The sequence below is a fragment of the Aquimarina sp. RZ0 genome (genome assembly GCF_008370685.1).
GTDB lineage: Bacteria > Bacteroidota > Bacteroidia > Flavobacteriales > Flavobacteriaceae > Aquimarina.
The window spans coordinates 1-22,378 of record NZ_VTZU01000054.1; the positions used below are offsets into that span (position 1 = coordinate 1).

Here is a 22,378-nt window from a genome sequence, read left to right on the forward strand (position 1 = left end):
TTCGCTACTCTTTACAGTCTTTCTGGATTTGCCATTACGCTTATTGCCTTTAGAACGCTCAGTATCGCTTAAATGAGATTCCATCTCCGCTTCTAAGGCTTTTTCTATAAAACTCTTTAGCATAGGTACGAAAGCGCCATCTTTGCCAAATAAACTCTTCCCAGTCATAAACTGTTCTAGAGCTTTCTTTTCTAATTCTTGCTGTTCTGTCTTTGTCATCTTATCTGAATAATGTGTAAATTAAAAATTTAGTATTCAGACAAGGTTATATTTACACTCTCGAGAACTAATACCATTTCTACCCTAAAATTATCCACTAAAATTTGTTCTTTCCCCCTTATGCTTCAAAATAAAAATTAATCGTAGCTTGGGCTATGCTGAACTTTTCTTTTTTGCCTAATGAAAAAATAACTGTATTTTATACGATTTATAACTAAAAATTTCGCATATTCATCGTTTCTTTTTCCTTTCTACTTCGTTTAAAAAATAAACCGTAGCTATAGCTATGCTTGATTTTTTTGCCTTGCATAAAGAAAAAATAATTCAATGAATTTATACGAATTTTTTAATCACAAATCGTATTATTTAGATAATTTTAAAGCAAAAATGGTATAATATCGATTTGGAATGAGTTCAATTCTTCTTATTGGCGCACTCTTATCTCAACCTGATTAAAGAAATAAAATACAGCCTACTCATTTTTAAAATAAAATCAGTCATTATTCTGAATTCTGAGAAAGTAACAGCCAAATATTACCATAGCTACAGCATGGTTTTACTCAAAAAAAGAATATCGATATGATTCTAAAATTCGAATCGTAATTATCACACTATTTCTGCTTTGAAAATACGTATGGAAATTAAAAAATAGCCATAGACCTATAGCTTTTTTTATATTGAAGTAGAAACTAAAATGAGTAAATTTGAATGGATATTTTTAAAGTAGAAATAGTGTCGCATGGCATTGACAGTAAAAAAACACAGGAATAAACTGTATCAAAAATTCAGACTCTCACCCAAAAACGTAGCATTCCCTTTCTATATTTTTACAGAATAATCTATCCTTTATTGTGTTAATTAAATCATAACATAAGAACATATTCACTGTAAGGTATGATAAATGTTTTGGACTAAAACCAAAAAATCATAAGTACTTAACAGGTTTTCAGATACATAAATAACAAAAAGATATTATCTTTAAGTATGAATACCCGGTACAATAACATAATAAGGGAAAAATCCTATAAAAATTTTAAAATAATGAATGTCCCAAAACTACTACTATTACTATTTACAATGATCGCTATTCAGATCAAAGCACAACAACCTTTGAGCCATGCAATCTGGGATCAGATTTTATTAATCAATGTCTCAGATGATGGAAAAGTAAACTATAAAGGATTCATGAGAGACAGCTCTCAACTCTACGAATATTTTGCCTACCTATCTGATAACGCTCCAACAGAAAGATGGAGTAAAGAAGAAAAATTAGCCTACTGGATTAATGCCTATAATGCATATACTATAAAATTAATTATCGATAATTATCCTATCAATAGTATTAAGGATATCAAAGATCCCTGGGATAAGAAATTTTTTAAGATTGATGGTGTATTGTATAGTTTAAACGAGCTGGAGCATAAAATCCTCAGAAAATTAAATGATCCCAGAATTCATTTTGCCATTAATTGTGCCTCTTTTTCCTGTCCTGTTGTATGGAATAGAGCTTTTACGGCAAGAAACGTAGACAAAGCTCTGGATACTCAGACCAGAAACTTTATAAATGATCCTCTGAGGAATACAATTACAAACGAAGTAGTTGAAGTTTCTAAAATATTTTCCTGGTTCAAGAAAGATTTTAAAATAGGCGGAGGTGATGCCAAATCTTTTATCAATAAGTATTCTGAAATTAAAATAGATAAACAGCCCAAAAAAGGGTATAAAAAATACAATTGGAGTTTAAATGAGTAGTTTTATATTCGCGTAAAAATTTTGAATTGAGAATATCCATAATCATCCCCATATTAAATGAAGCAGTTACAATAAATAAGCTGCTTTCCCATTTGACATATGCATCTTCTAATCTGGAAACTATTACAGAAATTATTGTAGTAGATGGAGGTAGTGTAGATGAATCAGTAGATATAGTTAAGGAATTTTCTAAAAATCAAAACATTGACATAAAACTGATTTTTTCTAAAAAAGGGCGTGCCCGGCAAATGAATACAGGAGCTCGTCACGCAATAGGAGAAATACTATATTTTCTTCATGCCGACTCTTTCCCGCCATTGGGCTATGACAGCCATATTATCGCACAGGTAAATAAGGAAAACGAAGCAGGGTGTTTTAGAATGAAATTCGATTCTAACCATTGGTGGTTACGCTTTTTGGGATGGCTCACACAGTTCCAAAGTAAAAGATGTCGAGGAGGAGATCAAAGCCAGTTTATTACGGCTTCTCTCTTTAAAGAAATCAATGGCTATGATGAATCCTATATTGTGTATGAAGATAACGATCTTGTAGATCGTTTGTTTGCTATCAATAAATTTGTGATCATTCCCGAATATATCGTTACTTCTGCCAGACGTTATGAAGAAATGGGTGTCTGGAAGTTACAATATCATTTCTTAAATATTCATATGCGAAGATGGCTGGGAGCATCCTCTGAAGATCTTTACCAATATTACAGGGAAAAAGTGATTTCTTCATAACAGCTAGTAGTAAAAAATAGATAAAAAAAGCATCTTTCTTTTACTAAAATCAAATTAGGTACGCTATCTTACTTTATTCTCTAGTAAGAGTAATACTATTTTTATTTTTAAAATGATATGAAATTTCCATTGGAGCAAAAACTGTTTTTAGGGCAAGTTCAATATCATTATGGTTGTAACTACCCGTAAAAAGTTGGTTTTCATCAATATTTCCCTTTTCAAAACTTACATCAAACTGATTTTCTATGGATTGTATCACTAGTTTTATAGGCGTTTCTGTAAAGGTTGTTTCTCCAGACAACCAGCTGGGTTCTGATTTTTTAATATCCCAACCTTTACCGATCGCATCAACTACTCTGTAAGCCTTCTGTCTTGTTAGAATAGTTTCTTTTTGATTATCCACAACTACTTTGACTTTTCCTGTATAACAAACAACTTCAAAAAAATTCTTTCTACTATTAACATTAAAATGAGTTCCAAGCACAAATACCTCTCCTGAGGGTGTTTCAATCCAAAAATCAGAACCTTTTTTCACTTTAAAGAAGGCTTCTCCTGTCAACACTACTTTTCTTTCGGTATTCCAATCTGACTTTTTGAATTTTACAGATGACTTAGCATTAAGAAAAACCTCAGAACCATCTGGCAATACTAACGAGGATTTTTCCCCAAAATTGGTAGTCTGCTTAACGGAAGTATCTAAGAAAAAGAACAATCCAATTATAAGCAATACTGCGGCAGCTGCACTGTAGATCCATTTAAAACTTGAACGGTCACTCTTCGTTTCTTTTTCAATACCCTGCTGTATTGCCAAAAATAATTTCTCTTTATTATAAGTAGGTGTATCAAGAGTATCTACGCAATTTATAATTTTTACATATTTTCGATAATCTTCAGATTTTTCAAACATGGCTTTCTCCTCTATTGTAAGTTCATCACTAAGCCATTTTGCTAAAAAATTATTATCTCCATACATATTCTTCATTTTATTCTGTTTTTTTGGTAACCTCTTTCTTATTAAGAACAATAGTAATTAAACTTACTCATTTTATCACAAAAAATCACCTAAATTTTCCCTTAAATTTAACAACGCCAGATGTATTCTCCGCTCTATTGTTTTGACAGAAACTTCTACAATTTCTGATATTTCATTGTATGTTTTTTTATCTATCCTGGATAATAAGAAAGCTTCCCGTTGTTTATCTGGCAATTCATTTATTGCATTTTGTAGTTTTTTCATAAACTCCTTCTCTTCCATCACAAATTGGGGATCCTGATTATTAAGTTCGCAATGGGATTTTTGCTCATATTTTAGCACAACTTTTTGATGTGCAATATGATTAAGTAAATTATTGTTGGCTACTGTGAACAAAAAAGATTTTGCTTTTGCGAAAATAATTTTTTCACAATTTAACCATAACTTTATAAAAGCGTTCTGTACAATATCTTCTGTCAGATCCATATCCCCACATTTATAGTACATATTATTTCTTAACGATGTTGAATGCTCATTAAAAATTGATTCAAAAATTTTCTTTTCGCAGATGGGATTCTTTTTCATGAGGTTTTAAAAAGTTTTATTACAACATATAATAGTTTTTAGTATTTGACCCATTTTTGTGTTTTTTTCAGATTTTAAGAATGGATGTTTCAGTATTCAAACTCACTATAATTTCTTTATATTCAGTCGGAATAACTGACCTGAGTTTACACCTTTAACATAATATTGGCAGGGATATTTCCAAAAACTGAAATCTGGAATTTTTACAATTACTCCAGAAAAAATATGAGTCATTCAATACTAAGCAGTTAAAGAAACAACACGATGTTCAACCTACAAATTCTTGATACAACTTGTAAGACTTAAAACCAGAACCCAAACCCATCTTTTTTCAAATTGAACATCAAGATGTATGTCCACTACGCAATAAAATAGTTAGAATTTTGGATATCTAGTGGATATATAAAGCATTATCAATATACAATGTTTAAGTTCTGTGGATTTTAAATCAGGATGTTTCTTACACAAGGTTTCATAAAATTAAGTATTATATTCGGTAAAACACTGGTTTAATTCGTAATAATTCTTCATTCCTTTGTTTAATTACAAATTGAGAATTACTGTCACCATTCCCGAAAATAAAGACATAACATTAGAGTTAGAATCAATGGAAGGCACCATACTACAAATTACAAAAACCAAAAACACAGGAGAAAGAACACCTTTTTTACCATGATCCTGTATAAAAACTTATATAATACGATTTGTGATTAAAAAATTCGTATTAATTCATTGAATTATTTTTTCTTTATGCAAGGCAAAAAAATCAAGCATAGCTATAGCTACGGTTTATTTTTTAAACGAAGTAGAAAGGAAAAAGAAACGATGAATATGCGAAATTTTTAGTTATAAATCGTATAACTAGTATATGAACTAGTCCTGGATGAATAGGGCATACCGGCAGAAAGCAAAACCGAACCTATAGAAAACTTAATTACCTTGGAGTTGATGTGATTGAGCTCCAAAATAGTTCAGTAAACTATTTTAGTGAGACACGAGCTTGTGCAACAGAAATACAGTGTAGCGCATTTCAAAATAGTTATGTATTGAGCAGAAACACTTTATACCAAAAACAAAAGTCTGCTGCACCGATGTTCTGCAATATAAATCTAAAAATACTGACCAATCCCAAAAACAAAACCATTGGTAGCCTCTTCTGTAACTCCATAACCATAATCTATCCTGAAGATGGCATTAAAAATTCGTTTATGCATAAAACGGAATCCTACCCCAGGATATAGCCTGAAGTTCTGTGTATCTCCAAAATCTCCAAAATCTCCTCCTGGATTACGCCAACTGCCCCCATCTACAAAAACATTGCTCTGTAACACAAACCAATCTTTATCCAGTAAGGTATGCCGATACTCAGTATTCAGTACAATAACACCGGTTCCTCTATCAATCGTATTCCCTACACCACGAATATTAAGGTTATTATCCACAGCAAAAGGAGCAAAAGGTGAATCATCATTGGTCGCCAATCCCAGACGAAGCCTTGATGCCCAATTCCCTTTTTTACCAATCCTATGATAGTATAAAAAATCATTCCACCCTATTACAAAATCAGGTAATACATCTTCTGTACTAATTACATACTGAAAATTAAGAACACTCCTGAATCCGGAAACATACTGAAAATAATAATCCAGATTATTATATTCATAAATCAGCTTATACAACAATTTGTTTACATCAAAATCCAAAGGTACATTGGGACCTGTTGCTCCGCTTTTGTATTGATAATCTTCGTTAAAATAATTAACCCCTAATTCTATACGATTCTGAAAATTAAATTCATAGAGCCCCAAAAGTTCATAAGAAGTATTATTATATTTATAATCTGCTGTACCTGTATCGAGGAACACAGGTTCCTGAGTAGTAAGGCTCTGATAGTTGAATGCTAATCCAGCTTTACTACTAAACAAATAAGGGGACCGTATACTCGCTCCAAAAGAACTATAAATATCATCTTGATAAAAGCCGCCCAAAGTAATATTCTGCCCCAAAAGATTGAATTCATACAAACCTACTCTAAAAGCAAATTCATCATCATTGGTAGTATACACATTGGCACTGGGGATGATAGTAAAGTTTTCCTGGATACCATAGACAACGCGATAGTCTCCTTCATTCTCAGTAGGGTGTACCTGAAAATAGGCGTGAGCAACAGAAGGAAGCCTTTTGATACGCCTGATATCACTTTCTATAAGCACAGAATCCAGTACAGTTCCTGTTTTTATTTTCGAAATCTTTCTTATAAAAGAGGATTTTGTTTTGTTATTTCCTTGTATGTTGATCTCAACAATTGTTTGTTGCTGCGCGAAGCCACAAAAAAGGACAAATAAGAATGGGGTAATTAAAATTTTTTTTTGCATCACCTGGGTTCATCAACTAAATAAGAATCAAAAATAAGGCTAATTAGATCGATATCAAAAATATTGACCAATACCAAAAACAATTCCATTGCTGGCATCATTTCCTATCCCATATCCATAGTCTAATCTAAAAACTGCATTAAAAATACGCTTATGTATAAAACGGATTCCTAATCCCGGATAAAATCGTAATGTGCTACCATCCACCAATCCTACTAAATCTCCTCCCGGATTTCTCCAGGTTCCTGTATCGATAAAAGCATTACTCTGGATTACAAACCATCCTTTTTCATATAATGTATGTCGATACTCCGTATTTAAAACTATAGCAGCAGTTCCTCTGTCTATGACATTACCTGTTCCACGAATATTCAACTGGTTATCTACTGCAAAAGGAGCAAAAGGAGTCTCATCATTAGACGCAAACCCTAATCGAAGTCTATTAGCCCAGTTTCCTTTTTCTCCTATTCTTTTAAAAAATTCAAAATCATTTCTACCAATAAAGAAATTTCTTAAAAACTCATCTCCCCCAGTTACAAACCGAACATCTAGTAAACTTCTGAACCCCGAAACATATTGATAATCAATATTTATATCATTGTATTCATATTCTCCACGATAGGCAATCTTATCAGCTGATAAGCTTGAGGGTATTCCGGTGGGCAGGTTTCCATCCAGAAAATCATATTCTTCTTCAGAAATATTAATTCCTATTTCGGCTCTGTTATGAAAATCAAATTCATACAGTAAATTCACCTCTAAAGCCTTACTCTCAAACTTATAATTCACATCGTTATCATTATCAAAAAAAACCGGTTCCTGAGAAACCAAATTTTTATAATTTATACCAAAACCAAACTTATTCGTAAACAGGTAAGGTGCTTCCCAATAGCCACCATAGGAATCAAAAACATCTCGCTGATAAAAGCCCCCCAGTATCTGATTTCTTCCCAGTAAATTGAATTCGAATAATGATACCCTAAAAGCAAATTCACCATTAGTAGCAGTTGCAATATTAAATCCGGGAATAATAGTAAAATTCTCTTCTATATCATAAGTAATAGTATAGCTTTGATCTTCATTTTTTACCGTTTTGTATACCGCATTTGCAACTCCAGGTAATCTTTTAAGACGTGCTATATCTGTTGCCACCTTTACTGAATCATATACAGCACCTGGTTTTACTTTGGCTAATCGCCTTATAAACGACTCTTTTGTTCTTTTCAAGCCGTTAATTTTTAATTCTGATACCGTCGATTCTTGTGCACAGATACAACTACAGATCAAGAAAACTATCACTGTAAGCGCTTTATTTTTCATATTTTTCTTTTTCAAAATCACCTTTTTCTAAGGCAATACATAACTTTTTTTTTCAAAAACTTTATGGTGTGAGCATAAAACTTCGCTCTATAAATAGATTTACCCAATTATCTTCACTAACTCCCATTAGTGTGAAATTATAGGTGTCTGTAATATTTAACTGAGGGGGTGTCTCTCGTGTGATATTTAAAACCACATTGTCCAGCTTGTAGTACTGAAATTGCTGCTGGGTAGTATAGGTCCCCGACAGTAATTCATTACTCATATCAGAAATTACCTGAAAATAAATCACTGTATCATCATCAACTCCATCAGTCCACCCAAAAACAGGCATCATTGCTGTCGTCATATCAATAGAAACATCACTAGTAAATGTTGTAGGTTTGGTACGGTGTTTTAATCGAATAGGATTTGACAGGTGCAACACCCCATCTTCAAAAAAAGTGATAATCACCCATTTCTCACTATCTGTGGTTCTTTCAAATTTTTTCAGATATCCATTAAAAAAATCAGAAGGAGGTATTGCTATTCGTTTGTAGTTTTGATATTCATTCTTATCTAAATTAATACCAGAAGTTTCATAATAGCTAATATCTGTTGCCCCAGGTCTGGGATATACATAGGCTATAATTGTACTTTCATCAATACCAGAGCTAGAAGCACAAGCAATGACGTTATCAATTTTAGTAGTATTAGCCGAAACGAGAGATGCTAATGAAGTATCCTGTGGTATAGTACTCTCATTTTCGCTGCAAGCATAAAAAATGCAGCATAAAAGGAATACTATAATACGGATTCTAGTCATCTCTATATAATGATCTTATTAATTCTTCTGCAGGTTTATTTTGTATGGTAAACCTATTATTTTCTTTTCCTCCGGATTCCTGATGGTTATGATACCATTTCCACAAGAATCCTCCTGCAAACCAGGGTTCTTTCCAAAACTCATTATATAATGCCTGTAAAGCATTATTCTGAGCTTCTAGGTCTATATTTCCACTGACCCGATTAGAATCCCAAGGTTCTTTTCCAGTATAATGAATACTTCTATATCCATATTCTGTAAACAACACAGGTTTCTCTATTTTAGATTGTAAAGCAGCAATATTGTTTTTATGTTGCTTCCAGCCTTTTCTTACTTCTTCTACAGTAGGCGTTTTACTATCAGAAACCGGGAAATAGGCATCAATCCCTATATAATCCAATTGATCCCAGAAAAAAGCATTTCCAAACTGATCCCAGTTTTCTGCATATGTCAATTTTCCTTTATATACAGATCGTACATTTTTAATAAGCTGTCTCCAGAATTCCGGTCTTTTCTGTACAAAGGTGTGTAACTCTGTACCGATACATAACAAAGGAACATCCATCTCTTCTGCCAATTGTGCATACAACAGTATAAAATCTTCATATGTATCCTCAAACGTCTTCCAGTTTTCTTCAGAACTCATGGAGATATTACCTGTAAACTCTCCTTTCCAAACCCATATCTGAGGTTTCAGCATGATCTTAATTCCTCGTTGGTTTAGTAATTCAATGGTTTTTTTTACGCCCTCTCTTCTTTCTCCCCACCATTGTCTTTTGATATTAAAAACGACATTAGGTGCTTCTAAATTTTTGACAAAACCAAATGGCATTACGGCAGCCCAATTAGCATTTACTTTTACTACAGGATCAATATGAGTCACATCAATCTCTTGCGGAGATCCGACAAAACTAATTCCATTGATTTTGGTCTCTTGTCCCGAACAACTGCAAAAAGCAATACTGATCAGCAGTATAGAAAGACGTTTTAAATATATTTTCATACTGCTGAAAATACAATTTTTTATTTATATCAAATGCTAGAACAAAGCTCTCAATCCTATACTAAATGTTTGCCCTAATCCCTGAAAGTTACTTCCTCGTACAAACTTCCCAAATGATCCTTCTATGTTTAATACTTTGGTAAGTTGATATTTTCCTCCAATTCCTACTTGTGTTCCGTTTTGAGAGAAATCATTGCCTAAATCAATAAGAAATGCTTGCTGCGCATTCACAAAAATGGTAGATTTTGATGTTGGGAAATAACTCAAAAACGCACTCAATGGTAAAAACAAACTATTATTTGCAAAACGCTCACTCACATTTTCCTGCGTCCCATCTGCTTCACTTGATTTCTCTCCAAAATTATATTTAAAATCTATTTCTGTAAATACCTGCCATTTATTACCGCCAAAGGTATTGTCATAAAAGAATTTTGTTTCCCAGGCAAAACTTCGCTGATCCAGAAAAGAGAAAACATTATCTTCAACTGCATCGGGAACATCTTCGAATACAGGAATAATAAAAGAGGTTGTAAACGAAAAAGTAGACAAACTTCTAAAAGGCTGTACTCTAATAGCCGGAGCTATGGTTGTTAAGCCAGACCTTCTATCATTTCCATTATCTTCAAAAGAAAATACATCTAATGCTCCCTGACCTCCCAGTGCGTTGGATCGTATTTGAAAAACTGCTCCGATATTTACTCTGGAATTCTTACTTACACCTGTAAATATTTCTGTTGTATTGGTAAAAAACGTTTGTCTGTCTATGGTAACAGATTTAGAGCCCGCATCAGTTTGTTCCGTTTGCGTGTAAATACTATTAAAAAATTTGATGTCCCATTGTCCTTTTTTTAACAATTTGGAAGGCGTGAATTCTTGTATGTTAGAAATGTCATCCCCATCATCCTGACTAAACCCAAAGGTAATAGAAAGGCATAAGAAAAGTACAGTTATAAAATTTTTGGTCGATTTCATGATATGATAAATATTATGTTATTCAAAAAAAAACAGAGTTATGATACCCTAATTATTTAGTAACAGATTAAAATTATTTGATTACGTTTAAGCTCCAGTTATAAGAGTAATAGGATACTTTTGCATTTGTAGGGATTTTTTCCTTTCTGAATTGATTGATATAATCAATCTCTGATCCATTTTGTGTAAAATCACCCTTATACCACTCAAATATTTGAGACAATTGCACTTTCTTCCCTTTTACTTTTATAAAGTTAGGATTATTTAATGCAATCGTAGCCTGACGCTGTAATTGTTTTTCCAGAGTTGCTGGCTTGTAAGATTCTGATATTATTGGAGGGCAGCCCAAACCTGCGCATACCAGTACAAAATGAAAACGAGCTTCTTTTGGGAAATTTTTACGCAATATTTTATTTTCCAAATCATTAAGTGTTGTCGTTTTTCCTCCTAATGTATATGTCTTTTTATCAAAAAAACCTTTAATATTTAATGGTGATTTTGTTGGAAACTTATTTATTACACCTTTAATGACTGCAAGGTTATATGCATTTATATAAAAAGCCTGATATGTTTTAGGATCACTTTTAGAAACGCTTATGGTAGCAGCTTGTTTTAATAATTCATCTAATGCCGCAGGACTACTTTTTATGGTTGCATAATCTACTCTTCCTTTGGTAACATGCTTTTTAAAGAAAGCATCAGACTTTGTAAAAAAGTCAGCAGTACTCTGTGAAAAACCAGCACTAACCGCAAGAAAAGTTGCTATAATTAATAACTTTTTCATTTTATAAATTTTAGAAACTTCTTAAGACAAAGAAGCTTTATTGATTAAGATTTTTTGTTTATCAATGTTTACCTTGGTAACGGGCATTGAGTCGAAGGGTATGAATGCTACTTACAAATTAATTTTAATTTCTTTTGAAGTATTACTGCTCATTTTTACAACCTTAAACAAGGTACGAATAGATTCTTAATCCTTACAGAATCGTCATTTTTTAGATTGATTCTAAATTATTGATACGATTTAAGTTCTTATATTTATAAGCGACTTACATACGGAACTTCACTTTTTAGTAATAAAATTGAAACAACCTAACAACTCTCTTTATGGAACATATTGTTATAATAGGCAATGGAATTTCTGGTGTAACAGCCGCCAGGCACATTAGAAAAATGTCTGACAAAAAAATTACTATTATTTCTGCCGAAACAGATTTTTTCTTTTCACGTACTGCACTCATGTATGTATATATGGGGCATATGAAATTCGAACACACACAACCTTATGAAAATTGGTTTTGGGATAAAAACCGAATAGAGCTGAAAAAAGGGTATGTATCAAATGTAGATCATCAAAATAATCAGTTACTCTTTAAGTCTGGAGAAACTTTATCATACGATAAATTAATTATTGCAACAGGATCAAAACCCAACAAGTTTGGATGGCCGGGACAAGATCTGGATGGGGTGATGGGGATGTATCATAAACAGGACTTAGAAAATCTGGAAAAATATGCACCTAATAACTCTGTCTGTAAACGTGCTGTCATTGTAGGAGGTGGTCTCATTGGGATCGAATTAGCAGAAATGTTGAATTCTCGCGGGATTCCTGTTACTTTCTTAGTGAGAGAAAAGAGTTTTTGGGATGCGGTATTACCTGCCGGAGAAAGCGCAATGATTAACAGACACATAAAAAATCATCATATTGACCTTCGGTTAGGAATGAATCTTAAGGAGATTATCTCTGATGAACATGGGAAAGTCAAAGGCGTAGTAATTCAAGAGACTGGTGAGGTGATTGACTGTAATGTAGTCGGACTTACTGCTGGAGTTTCTCCTAATGTTGACTTCCTAAAAGAATCTGGAATAGAACTAGGGCGTGGTATCAAAGTAAATAGACATCTGGAAACAAACATACCTAACATATATGCCATTGGTGATTGCGCAGAACAACACGAAGCAATCGGCAACAGAAGACCTATAGAAGCCGTTTGGTATACAGGAAGAATGATGGGCGAAACAGTTGCTCAAACAATCTGCGGAAATAAAATCGAATATAAACCTGGACATTGGTTTAATAGTGCAAAATTCCTGGATATAGAATACCAAACCTATGGTTGGGTATTTGGTAAACCCAAAGAATATGAAGAACAATTTCATTGGAAACATGAGGATGACACTAAATGCTTAACCGTTTCTTACCATAAAGACACGCGAGAATTTCTGGGTCTTAATACATTTGGTATACGCATGCGACACGAAGTATTTGACAAGTGGCTTACAGAAAAAAGAGATGTTGACTATGTAATGCAACATCTGGAAGAAGCTAATTTTGATCCAGAGTTTTATAAAACATACGAAACTACTATTCTTTCAACTTTTACATCATCACAACTTAAAACAGCATAAACACATAAGATTCTTTAAGTTTTTAATCGTCTTAAAGAACCAAAAAATACAACAACATGAGTAATAAATTAAATCATAGTATGTCTCTTGCCTCTCCGGATACAAAAGGGATTTCTACAAAGCAAAAAATAGCACTTGCAACAGGGCTGATAGGGCTATTCATATTAGTTTTAGCTCTTCTAAATACTAATTTCCCAAACCAAGGAGTATTCTTAACACTTTCACTGATTCTTATCTCAATCGGTACTATTATTTATGCAAATGATGCCTATTTAACAAAATTAGAAGGGATTAAAAATGATGGCGTATGGTTTAAATCCATATCCTCCAGAGGAATCATTGGCTGGTTGACCGGTGTAGTGCTAACTGCTTTTTATATTGTTTTATATTTTTATCCAGAATTATTAGGTCAGGGTACTAATGGTGAAGCTAACACTGGATTAATTGGATTATTCGACCCTCTAAGCCAACTCCTTAGCGGAAGACCCGCAAGTCAATGGTTTGTATATGGCACCCTCTATACCATTGCCATTATAGTGTTTGGATATAAGTTTATATTAAAATATCGCCATAATAGATATCAGCAATTACGTACAGTCTCTGTTATGTTTTTTCAGCTGGGATTTGCATTCCTGATTCCAGAATTTATGTATGTCATGAATTCTGACCTTCCTTACTATGATCTTAAAAACATGTGGCCTCTTAATTATTATAATTTTGATCAATATCGGATAGATTCATTTATTAATAATGAGACGGTTGGTTTAGGCTTACTTATTTTCGGAATCCTCTCCATATTTGTTATTTCTCCATTTCTGACCTATAAATATGGTAAAAGATGGTACTGCTCTTGGGTTTGTGGTTGTGGTGGTTTGGCAGAAACTGCCGGAGATTCTTTTAGACAGTTATCTAGCAAAAAAATGAGTGCCTGGAAATTAGAAAGATGGTTAATCCACACTGTATTGGTTTTTTCTGTAGTAATGACCACAGCGGTTATCCATACATACCTGGGATATGACCCTAATAAATATTGGCTTACTAAAGATCTGTTCCTTCTTCTAGTTGCTGGATTTTTAGTACTGGTTTTTGCTTCGGTTTTATTTTTTAAAGGAAAAGAACTTGGCAAAGATGCCAAATATGGTGCAATAGGATTTTTTGTGGTAATACTATCCCTTGTTGGAATGCACTTCACAGGAACAACAACTGAGGTTTTCTTTTTGAAAGCTGGAGGTTTGCGATCTGCATATGGTTTATATATTGGCTCTATCTTCTCTGGTGTGATTGGAACCGGATTTTACCCAATTTTAGGAAATCGCGCCTGGTGTAGATTTGGTTGCCCTATGGCTGCCATACTAGGGTTCCAACAACGTTTATTTTCTAAATTTAGAATCACTACCAATGGAGGTCAGTGTATTTCTTGTGGAAATTGTTCTACCTACTGTGAGATGGGAATTGATGTGCGGTCTTATGCTCAAAAAGGAGAAAATATTGTTCGTTCTAGTTGTGTAGGGTGTGGAGTATGTTCTGCAGTGTGCCCAAGAGGAGTATTAAAATTAGAAAATGATGGATTAGACGGTAGAATTAATTCTACTGAAATTTTACTGGGAAATGACGTCGACCTAATGGATTTTGTAAATAAGAAATAAATCAACAATCTAGAGGGAACAAATCTAAAAAATTAAGCCCCCCATAAAAGATTAAAATAAAATTTTAAAAGCCTTCCTGATTTCTATAGAAATCAGGAAGGCTTTTTTATAAATATCCAAAAACCAATTGCATTCTATTATGATATAAAAAATACCATTTCTGCTCTAATACGATTTATAACTAAAAATTTCGCATATTCATCGTTTCTTTTTCCTTTCTACTTCGTTAAAAAAATAAACCGTAACTATAGCTATGTTTGATTTTTTTGCCTTGCATAAAGAAAAAATAATTCAATGAATTTATACGAATTTTTTAATCGCAAATCGTATAATACCATTTCTACCTTAAAATTACCCACTAAAATTTACAGATCCTCAATTGACAGAAATCAACTAAACATTTCACAATAAACCTGAAATAATTTAACAATTTCATTTTCTTAAATAAATATTAAAAAATAAATACAACTATCTATTAATCAATACTAATAAAAAAAAATAAAAAATGATCTAACTATTATTGTTAAATTTTAACATAAAAAAATCAAGGTAATTTTTATAGTTAAGCAAAGTGCAAATACATTTAACCTACCCCTAATTAATTTAAATCGACATAAACACATAAAATAATAATAAAAAGAAAGTTTTTTCGTACAATTTTATATAAGGAATTTACCCCGCTATACAACGGTTTATCAATAAAAATAACCAAAAAAGATTAGGGCTTAAAGCATCTTAGCTGTTTATATAATAACCGGTTACAAATTTTATTAACCATTTTGCTCAACTATTTAACTAATTTTTTATAACAATGAAAAATGTCATTTTAACACTACGTCTTCTACTTACGATAATCCTGGTAGGATTATTTTCATCCTGCGAAAATGAGTCTTTTACAAATACTGACCTTGATCAATCCTCTTTTTCCAAGGAGATTCAATCAAACTTAATAAAAGCAGGATTTGATATAGAAGACACGCAATTGGTAACGACTCAACTTCCCGACGGTTCGGAAATCAAATATTTTAGCTATCGTGATATGCTAATTAAGGAATCCGAAATATTAAATGTAAAAAACTCGATACTTGATATTGAAGGAACGGATCATACAAAAGCGTTTCAAACACATTTTAGTGTAAATGGTAATCGAACCTATAAAGTTGCTTTTGTTGATTTCCTTACTCCAATGCAAAAACTAGCGTGTCAAGATCTAATTTATAAATTTAATGAAGACCTTAAGACAACCATAAAATTAGAACCCATTTTTGCTGCTTCTACTGAAATTGAAGCAATAGAAAGAGATGTCACCGTAATAGATTCAATAGAAAGAGATGTCACTGTATGGTGGACAGATCTGGTGGATAGCAATGGTAGCAAAACTGCTTTCTTCGGAATGGCTGAGTTTCCTGATTCAGATGGAAATCCAGGAAAAAATGTACAAATGAATTTTCACTTTTTTGAGCAATTCAGCCGGGGATTCTTAAGAACTATGCTACTTCATGAGTTTGGTCACGTCTTTGGGCTGCGTCACAGCGACTATACCACTAGACGAAGTTGCGGGGGTATCAATGAAGAAACAGATCCTCTTGGGAACGATTATATACCAACTACAGATGAATCTGGTAATTTTACAAAATCCATTATGAAAGCTTGCTTTTTTGTAGGGGATGAAATTGGATATTTTCCAGAAGATATTACGGCAATGAGATGGCTTTATGGATATCAGCCTTAAATAATACTATCATCTGTTTTTTTTAAACAAAACCTCTTAATCAATTTCTATAGTCAATAAAATAGAAGTATAAACAAGATAAAAAAAATCTCAAAGAGTTTCGACTTTTTGAGATTTTTTTTATCTTTTAGTTAATGAAAAAATTAAAATCATATTTAATTTATAAACGATGTTAGTATTTAAAAAGGGGATCGTCTAAACGCAAACAAATTATCTAACAATATCATGTATAAGCTTTTTATATATATAATTTTATTCCCTATAATGGGAAATCAAATTACTATCGAAAAGGAATATCACAGAGAATACTACGACAACGGTTTAATCAAAACTGAAGGTTGGAAAATAAACGATCAAAAAACAGATTATTGGTTTGTATATTATCCTAACGGAAAAGTTGCCGAAAAGGGTCATTTCCTTCATGGAAAAAAAGAGGGGTACTGGTATTTCTATTCTCAAAATAATGAACTTCTCAAGGAAGGACATTTTAAGAATAATAAAGCCGAAAATTGGTGGATTATTTACGATATTGCATCTTCTAAAACTAAAATCACTAAAAAGTATCAATATCAAAACGACAAAAAAAATGGGTTCTGTCTTTTATATAAAAATGACAGGCTTTTTAAAGCTGAGAAATATATTAATGATGAGAAGACAGGAGAATGGACAGATATATCGAGTTTTAAAAGAGATAATCCCAATGCTTCCTTATAAATGAGTCCAATAATTAAAGTTATAATCCCTGCTTTTAATGAAGAAGATTCTATTTCGCATGTGATTAAGGAAATCCCTGATATCGTATCAGAGATAATAGTAGTGAGTAATAATTCTACGGATACTACAGAATCTGTAGCACAAAAAAGTGGAGCGACTGTACTTAGGGAAGAAAAAATGGGGTATGGATATGCCTGTTTAAAGGGGATGAGCTATATCGCTGGTTTGGATAACACCCCTGATATTATTGTATTTCTGGATGGAGACTATAGTGATTACCCCTCAGAATTAACTAAAATTATTGCTCCTATAGTACATCAGAATATTGATATGGTTATTGGGGCAAGAGATAAAAACTTAAGGGAATCTGGATCAATGACAATTCCGCAAATTTTCGGAAATTGGCTGGCAACTAGTCTTATGCGATTATTTTTTGGTGCTAAATTCACGGATTTAGGCCCTTTCAGAGCAATTAAATATGATAAACTTTTAGCATTAGGTATGCAGGATAAAACTTATGGCTGGACAGTAGAAATGCAGCTAAAAGCATTAAAAAAGAAGTACTCATATGTTGAAGTACCAGTACATTATAAAAAGAGAATAGGTGTCTCAAAAGTTTCAGGAACCATAAAAGGTGCTATATTTGCAGGCGTTAAGATATTAAGTTGGATTTTTAAATATAGCTTTGCGTAATGGATATTGCTATCATTATTATTTATACTTTGGCTTTACTCGTAATTTTTTTGTACAGCCTGGCACAGTTAAACCTGCTCCTTAATTATCTTAAGTCCAGGAAGCAAGATGATAACTGCCCTACTTTTGATCTTTCTAAAAAAGAAGAAACTCCTATAGTAACCATACAATTACCTGTTTTTAATGAATTGTATGTTATGGAACGTTTATTAGATAATATCGCACTATTAGAATACCCTAATGATAAATTAGAAATTCAGGTATTAGATGATTCTACGGATGAATCTGTAGAGTCTACTGCCATACATATAGAAAAACTGAGGCAAACCGGTTTGGACATACATCATATATGTCGTGATGATCGAACGGGATTTAAAGCAGGAGCTTTAAAAGAAGGTCTAAAAATAGCAAAAGGTGAGTTTATTGCCATTTTTGATGCTGATTTTCTTCCTGGTTCAAAATGGTTACTACAAACAATTCCTTATTTTAAGAATGAAAACATAGGAGTAGTGCAAACCAGATGGGGGCATATCAACAGGAATTACTCTATGCTTACCAAAATTCAGGCTTTTGCCCTGGATTTCCACTTTACTATGGAGCAAGTTGGGCGTAATTTTAAAGACCATTTTATTAATTTTAATGGTACCGCAGGAGTTTGGAGAAAGAAATGTATCGAAGATGCCGGAAACTGGCAAGGTGATACATTGACCGAAGATCTGGATTTAAGCTATCGCGCTCAGCTCAAAAAATGGAAATTTAAATACCTGGAAGACGTAGAAACTCCAGCAGAACTGCCCGTAGTTATTAGCGCAGCTCGTTCTCAGCAATTTAGATGGAACAAAGGAGCTGCAGAGAATTTTCAGAAATTATATTGGAAAATGCTGAAAGATAAAACTGTTCCTTTTAAAACTAAATTCCATAGTTTTTTCCACTTGTTAAACAGCAGTATGTTTTTATTAGTCCTTTTAGTAGCAGTTCTCAGTGTTCCTATTATGTATATTAAGAACAATAACCCAATGTTTAGCTGGTACTTTAATGTGATTGCATTTTTTGCCTTAAGCACTATCATATTCTTCTTTTGTTATTGGCACACATTTAAGAAAATACATAGTGGTGGATTCTGGAATTTTATGGAATATATAAAAATGTTCTTTACATTCTTCTCTATTGCAATGGGATTCTCTGTACATAACTCTATGGCCGTATTAGAAGGACATTTTGGAAAAAAAAGTGAATTTGTAAGAACCCCAAAATTTAATATAAACACACTAAAAGATTCCTGGAAAGGAAATAAGTATGTAAATAAAAATATATCTGGTAATACTATTATTGAAGCTTTATTGATGGGTTATTTTGCATTTGCAATATATAGTGCCTTTAAACTTCAGGATTTTGGATTGTTTTTATTTCATGTGATGCTTTTTCTTGGATTTGGTTTTGTATTTTTTAAATCTGTCACTTCAAAATTGTAATGCTTACCGTATGGAAACATAATCGTTTTTCCATTCTATGCATAGTATTTACCATTTTTTTTTACTGGAACTTTGCCTATTGCTTAGGGAGGATAGATTTTATAAAAATGGCAGCTTTATGGTCTGCTCTATTCTTTTTTTCCTATAAAATTATCAGATTAAATCCTGATAACATTAAATTACTTGGGATCACTGCTTTAGTATTTCGGGTTATATTCTTGCTAGCAATTCCTAATTTATCACAAGATTTCTATCGATTCATTTGGGATGGAAGGATGTTATTAGAAGGGATAAACCCATATCTAACTCTGCCAGAAGACTGGGTTCAAAAAGAAAATATCCCCATTGCACAAGCCCAACTGTTATATGAGGGTATGGGGCAACTTAATGGTAGTCATTATACCAATTACCCTCCTGTTAGCCAATTTTGTTATCTCATTGCTGGTATTTTTGCAAGCAAAAGCATTGTAGGCTCTGTTATTGTTCTGCGAATACTCATTATTCTTGCCGATGCAGGTACTTTTTTCTTGGGAAGAAAATTACTAAAAACACTAAAACTACCAGAAAACAGGATTTTCTGGTATATTCTTAACCCTTTTATAATTATTGAATTAACCGGGAATCTTCATTTTGAAGCTGTAATGGTATTTTTTCTGGTCTGGTCTCTGTATTTATTACAAAAAGGATATTGGTACTGGGCGGCGATCGTGTTTGCATTATCAGTTTCAGTAAAACTTATCCCTTTATTGTTTCTTCCTCTTTTCTTTCAGAAATTTATACTTAATCACAATAAACAATTCAAGACACACAACTTAATCCATCGGTTTTTGAGACTTATTGGCTTCTATGCACTTGCCATAACTACAACCATTATTCTTTTTTTACCGTTCTTATCCTCTTCGTTTATAGATAACTTTACGAAGACTATTAGTCTTTGGTTTCAAAATTTTGAATTCAATGCAAGTATTTATTACATCATACGATGGATTGGTTATCAGACAATAGGCTGGAATATTATCGGTACTGTGGGTAAAATTTTACCTTTAATTGTTATCGGAATTCTTACAATATTAACTTTTTTCAGAAAAAACAAAAGCACACTACAATTAATATCTTTAATGGTTATTGGTATTAGCAGTTATTATTTTTTATCTACCACAGTACACCCCTGGTATATCAGTGTACCATTAGTATTATGTGTGTTTACCAATTACAAATTTCCTATTTGGTGGTCATTCTTTATTATCCTGAGTTATACAGCATACATACATCCTGATTTTAAAGAAAATTTATGGTCTGTTGCTCTGGAGTATACTGTTGTATTTGGTATTTTTATTTTTGAAGTTATAAAAAACACTAAAAAAGTTTCTCTAAAATCAATTTATATTGAAAATTAATTTCAAAAAAATAGGGCGAAGATTAGTACGAATGATTGTTTTTATCATTGTCTTGATTCTTGCAGTTTATATTTTTTTTTATGTAAAACAAGAACGATTCTTTTTTAATCCTAAAGTTTTGGACAAAGAGTATGTACACATCTTTGATCAGCCATTTGAAGAAATTGACATCCCTGTAGAAAAAGATGTAGTCTTAAATACCTTACTATTTAAAACAGATACTGTAAGCAAGGGGATTATCCTATATTTTCATGGCAATGGCGGAGCAATTCATGAGTGGGGAGAAAGAGCTTCCTTATATACAGATAACAAATATGATATCTTATTTGTTGATTATAGAGGTTATGGTAAAAGTGATAGCTTTTATGAAGAAGAAGCCGAGTTATATAACGATTCCCAAAAAATATACGATTATATCTTGACCCGATACAAAGAAGAAGATATCATTGTATTAGGCTTTTCTCTTGGTACTGGTTTTGCATCCTATACAGCCTCAAAGAACAACCCTAGACTTCTAATCCTGGAAGCTCCCTATTACGCATGGAATGAATTCATAGCAAATATGGCTCCCGTACCTTTATTCTTAATAAATTATGAAATCCCATCGTATAAATTCTTAAAAGAAGTTACTTGTCCAATAAAAATCTTTCATGGTACTCGAGATTTCCTGATCAAACCAGAAGAACACTCCAAACGATTAAAAGATTTATACCCTGAAAAAATTGACGTAACCTTAATCAAAGGAGGAGGTCACGGAGTACATCTTACAAAACAATATTATGATGAATTAAAAGAATTGTTATCTAAGTATTGACTACTCTTATTATAGCCAGATCATCTGTTAATACGTGGTTCTCTTTTGTATCCAAATCACGAACTTTCTTTTCTAGAAAATTTTCATATTCAATACCTTCTTTATTCATTAATAAGTATTCAATAATATCTGATTCTTTTTTTTGATTTTCTTTATTTTTCAGATTCTTAAAAGAAAAAACACCATCTGTACAAATTGATAAGTCTCTAAAATTTTTTATGATCATTTTTTGTTTTTGAGAAGAATACCATATATCAAAATCTTTATGTAAGTGATACCCTAAATAATCTGGTTTATCATTTTGCTCATACTCAATTACATTTCCATCATAATAAATCAAACCATCTCCTACTGCCAAAAATACAGCATTTCTTTTTTTTGAATCAATAATCCCTATCAAGAGTGTGGATAACAGTTCTTGAGTTTCTAAACCTAATTGATTTTTAGAAATCTTAAGTTGAAAAAAAAGCTCTTGCATAACTTCTTTTAAACTAATTGACTTGTCTATACACTGTTGTTCAACAAAATCTTTATAAAATTTTTCCTTGGCAATATTTCTTAAAATTTTTCCGATAATAATGGATGCAAAAACTGACTCTTGCCCCATAGTACAACCATCCATAACAGCAACCAGAAGATTATCAGAGCTAATTTTTTCTGATATTAAAAAATCCTCACAATGATTTGTATGAAAGCTACCAATAGTAAGTGTAGAATATATTTTCATAAAAAGTATACCCTGCAAAGATAGTAAACT

Annotated in this window: 20 protein-coding genes and 1 pseudogene; 11 read left to right on the top strand and 10 right to left on the bottom strand. The window is 32.4% G+C overall.

Annotation, left to right across the window (positions count from 1 at the left end):
• Positions 1 to 219, bottom strand: a pseudogene (locus F0000_RS18935) (IS256 family transposase); the annotation flags it as partial.
• A 1,041-nt stretch (positions 220 to 1,260) separates the two neighbouring features.
• Between F0000_RS18935 and F0000_RS18940 the strand changes: the two are divergent.
• Both F0000_RS18940 and F0000_RS18945 read left to right on the top strand, forming a co-directional pair.
• The gene (locus F0000_RS18940) at positions 1,261 to 1,971 is read left to right on the top strand and encodes a DUF547 domain-containing protein (RefSeq protein WP_255452806.1); all 711 of its coding nucleotides are present in this window, start codon (positions 1,261 to 1,263) and stop codon (positions 1,969 to 1,971) included.
• Positions 1,972 to 1,997: 26 nt separating this feature from the next.
• A complete protein-coding gene (locus tag F0000_RS18945; RefSeq protein ID WP_149626299.1) occupies positions 1,998 to 2,711 on the top strand; it encodes a TIGR04283 family arsenosugar biosynthesis glycosyltransferase in 714 nt (237 codons plus the stop codon).
• Between the two features lie 73 nt (positions 2,712 to 2,784).
• Here F0000_RS18945 and F0000_RS18950 read toward each other — a convergent pair whose 3' ends face one another.
• Complete coding sequence (locus F0000_RS18950; protein ID WP_149626300.1) at positions 2,785 to 3,693, bottom strand: FecR family protein; 909 nt, start codon at positions 3,691 to 3,693, stop codon at positions 2,785 to 2,787.
• A 66-nt stretch (positions 3,694 to 3,759) separates the two neighbouring features.
• A complete protein-coding gene (locus F0000_RS18955; RefSeq protein ID WP_149626301.1) occupies positions 3,760 to 4,269 on the bottom strand; it encodes an RNA polymerase sigma factor in 510 nt (169 codons plus the stop codon).
• A gap of 535 nt (positions 4,270 to 4,804) precedes the next feature.
• Between F0000_RS18955 and F0000_RS27845 the strand changes: the two genes are divergently transcribed.
• Positions 4,805 to 4,945, top strand: a complete 141-nt coding sequence (locus F0000_RS27845) for a hypothetical protein (RefSeq protein ID WP_188112186.1) — start codon at positions 4,805 to 4,807, stop codon at positions 4,943 to 4,945.
• A 433-nt stretch (positions 4,946 to 5,378) separates the two neighbouring features.
• Here the strand turns inward: F0000_RS27845 and F0000_RS18960 are convergent, their stop codons facing one another.
• The 6 genes from F0000_RS18960 to F0000_RS18985 form a co-directional block, all read right to left on the bottom strand.
• Entirely contained in the window at positions 5,379 to 6,644 is a 1,266-nt protein-coding gene (locus F0000_RS18960; protein WP_149626302.1) for a POTRA domain-containing protein, read from the bottom strand.
• Between the two features lie 54 nt (positions 6,645 to 6,698).
• Positions 6,699 to 7,964 carry a POTRA domain-containing protein gene (locus F0000_RS18965; RefSeq protein WP_149626303.1) on the bottom strand — a complete coding sequence of 422 codons (1,266 nt, stop codon included), beginning with the start codon at positions 7,962 to 7,964 and terminating at the stop codon, positions 6,699 to 6,701.
• 61 nt (positions 7,965 to 8,025) lie between these two features.
• A complete protein-coding gene (locus tag F0000_RS18970) occupies positions 8,026 to 8,769 on the bottom strand; it encodes a hypothetical protein (protein ID WP_149626304.1) in 744 nt (247 codons plus the stop codon).
• Positions 8,762 to 9,772, bottom strand: a complete 1,011-nt coding sequence (locus F0000_RS18975) for a glycoside hydrolase TIM-barrel-like domain-containing protein (protein WP_149626305.1) — start codon at positions 9,770 to 9,772, stop codon at positions 8,762 to 8,764. Before F0000_RS18975 ends, F0000_RS18970 begins: the two co-directional genes overlap by 8 nt.
• Before the next feature lie 36 nt (positions 9,773 to 9,808).
• Entirely contained in the window at positions 9,809 to 10,744 is a 936-nt protein-coding gene (locus F0000_RS18980; RefSeq protein ID WP_149626306.1) for a hypothetical protein, read from the bottom strand.
• Positions 10,745 to 10,817: 73 nt separating this feature from the next.
• Positions 10,818 to 11,528: a DUF547 domain-containing protein gene (locus F0000_RS18985; protein ID WP_149626307.1), complete on the bottom strand. Its 711-nt coding sequence runs from the start codon at positions 11,526 to 11,528 to the stop codon at positions 10,818 to 10,820.
• 323 nt (positions 11,529 to 11,851) lie between these two features.
• Between F0000_RS18985 and F0000_RS18990 the strand changes: the two genes are divergently transcribed.
• The 8 genes from F0000_RS18990 (at position 11,852) to F0000_RS19025 (ending at position 21,621) form a co-directional block, all read left to right on the top strand.
• Entirely contained in the window at positions 11,852 to 13,153 is a 1,302-nt protein-coding gene (locus tag F0000_RS18990; protein WP_149626308.1) for an NAD(P)/FAD-dependent oxidoreductase, read from the top strand.
• 56 nt (positions 13,154 to 13,209) lie between these two features.
• Positions 13,210 to 14,799: a 4Fe-4S dicluster domain-containing protein gene (locus F0000_RS18995; protein WP_149626309.1), complete on the top strand. Its 1,590-nt coding sequence runs from the start codon at positions 13,210 to 13,212 to the stop codon at positions 14,797 to 14,799.
• Positions 14,800 to 15,610: 811 nt separating this feature from the next.
• Positions 15,611 to 16,531 (top strand): M57 family metalloprotease, encoded by a 921-nt coding sequence (locus F0000_RS19000; protein WP_149626310.1) that lies wholly within the window; start codon positions 15,611 to 15,613, stop codon positions 16,529 to 16,531.
• A gap of 264 nt (positions 16,532 to 16,795) precedes the next feature.
• Positions 16,796 to 17,245: a toxin-antitoxin system YwqK family antitoxin gene (locus F0000_RS19005; protein ID WP_149626311.1), complete on the top strand. Its 450-nt coding sequence runs from the start codon at positions 16,796 to 16,798 to the stop codon at positions 17,243 to 17,245.
• Positions 17,246 to 17,938, top strand: coding sequence for a glycosyltransferase family 2 protein (locus F0000_RS19010; protein WP_149626312.1), 693 nt, complete (start codon positions 17,246 to 17,248; stop codon positions 17,936 to 17,938).
• Positions 17,938 to 19,410 carry a cellulose synthase family protein gene (locus F0000_RS19015; protein WP_149626313.1) on the top strand — a complete coding sequence of 491 codons (1,473 nt, stop codon included), beginning with the start codon at positions 17,938 to 17,940 and terminating at the stop codon, positions 19,408 to 19,410. The genes F0000_RS19010 and F0000_RS19015 overlap by 1 nt, the downstream gene beginning before the upstream one ends.
• Before the next feature lie 107 nt (positions 19,411 to 19,517).
• Positions 19,518 to 20,807: a mannosyltransferase gene (locus tag F0000_RS19020; RefSeq protein ID WP_255452807.1), complete on the top strand. Its 1,290-nt coding sequence runs from the start codon at positions 19,518 to 19,520 to the stop codon at positions 20,805 to 20,807.
• Positions 20,797 to 21,621: an alpha/beta hydrolase gene (locus F0000_RS19025; RefSeq protein WP_149626315.1), complete on the top strand. Its 825-nt coding sequence runs from the start codon at positions 20,797 to 20,799 to the stop codon at positions 21,619 to 21,621. The genes F0000_RS19020 and F0000_RS19025 overlap by 11 nt, the downstream gene beginning before the upstream one ends.
• On the opposite strand, the gene F0000_RS19030 is transcribed toward F0000_RS19025, so the two are convergent.
• Positions 21,611 to 22,348: a protein phosphatase 2C domain-containing protein gene (locus F0000_RS19030; RefSeq protein WP_149626316.1), complete on the bottom strand. Its 738-nt coding sequence runs from the start codon at positions 22,346 to 22,348 to the stop codon at positions 21,611 to 21,613. The genes F0000_RS19025 and F0000_RS19030 overlap by 11 nt on opposite strands.
• Positions 22,349 to 22,378: the final 30 nt, after the last annotated feature.

What these genes read in the sequence shown, in the direction of transcription:
- F0000_RS18940 (WP_255452806.1), top strand. Translation starts at nt 1,261, where the DNA reads ATGAATGTCCCAAAACTACTACTATTACTATTTACAATGATCGCTATT.
- F0000_RS18950 (WP_149626300.1), bottom strand. Translation starts at nt 3,693, where the DNA reads ATGAAGAATATGTATGGAGATAATAATTTTTTAGCAAAATGGCTTAGT.
- F0000_RS18955 (WP_149626301.1), bottom strand. Translation starts at nt 4,269, where the DNA reads ATGAAAAAGAATCCCATCTGCGAAAAGAAAATTTTTGAATCAATTTTT.
- F0000_RS18960 (WP_149626302.1), bottom strand. Translation starts at nt 6,644, where the DNA reads ATGCAAAAAAAAATTTTAATTACCCCATTCTTATTTGTCCTTTTTTGT.
- F0000_RS18965 (WP_149626303.1), bottom strand. Translation starts at nt 7,964, where the DNA reads ATGAAAAATAAAGCGCTTACAGTGATAGTTTTCTTGATCTGTAGTTGT.
- F0000_RS18970 (WP_149626304.1), bottom strand. Translation starts at nt 8,769, where the DNA reads ATGACTAGAATCCGTATTATAGTATTCCTTTTATGCTGCATTTTTTAT.
- F0000_RS18975 (WP_149626305.1), bottom strand. Translation starts at nt 9,772, where the DNA reads ATGAAAATATATTTAAAACGTCTTTCTATACTGCTGATCAGTATTGCT.
- F0000_RS18980 (WP_149626306.1), bottom strand. Translation starts at nt 10,744, where the DNA reads ATGAAATCGACCAAAAATTTTATAACTGTACTTTTCTTATGCCTTTCT.
- F0000_RS18985 (WP_149626307.1), bottom strand. Translation starts at nt 11,528, where the DNA reads ATGAAAAAGTTATTAATTATAGCAACTTTTCTTGCGGTTAGTGCTGGT.
- F0000_RS18990 (WP_149626308.1), top strand. Translation starts at nt 11,852, where the DNA reads ATGGAACATATTGTTATAATAGGCAATGGAATTTCTGGTGTAACAGCC.
- F0000_RS18995 (WP_149626309.1), top strand. Translation starts at nt 13,210, where the DNA reads ATGAGTAATAAATTAAATCATAGTATGTCTCTTGCCTCTCCGGATACA.
- F0000_RS19000 (WP_149626310.1), top strand. Translation starts at nt 15,611, where the DNA reads ATGAAAAATGTCATTTTAACACTACGTCTTCTACTTACGATAATCCTG.
- F0000_RS19005 (WP_149626311.1), top strand. Translation starts at nt 16,796, where the DNA reads ATGGGAAATCAAATTACTATCGAAAAGGAATATCACAGAGAATACTAC.
- F0000_RS19010 (WP_149626312.1), top strand. Translation starts at nt 17,246, where the DNA reads ATGAGTCCAATAATTAAAGTTATAATCCCTGCTTTTAATGAAGAAGAT.
- F0000_RS19015 (WP_149626313.1), top strand. Translation starts at nt 17,938, where the DNA reads ATGGATATTGCTATCATTATTATTTATACTTTGGCTTTACTCGTAATT.
- F0000_RS19020 (WP_255452807.1), top strand. Translation starts at nt 19,518, where the DNA reads ATGGCAGCTTTATGGTCTGCTCTATTCTTTTTTTCCTATAAAATTATC.
- F0000_RS19030 (WP_149626316.1), bottom strand. Translation starts at nt 22,348, where the DNA reads ATGAAAATATATTCTACACTTACTATTGGTAGCTTTCATACAAATCAT.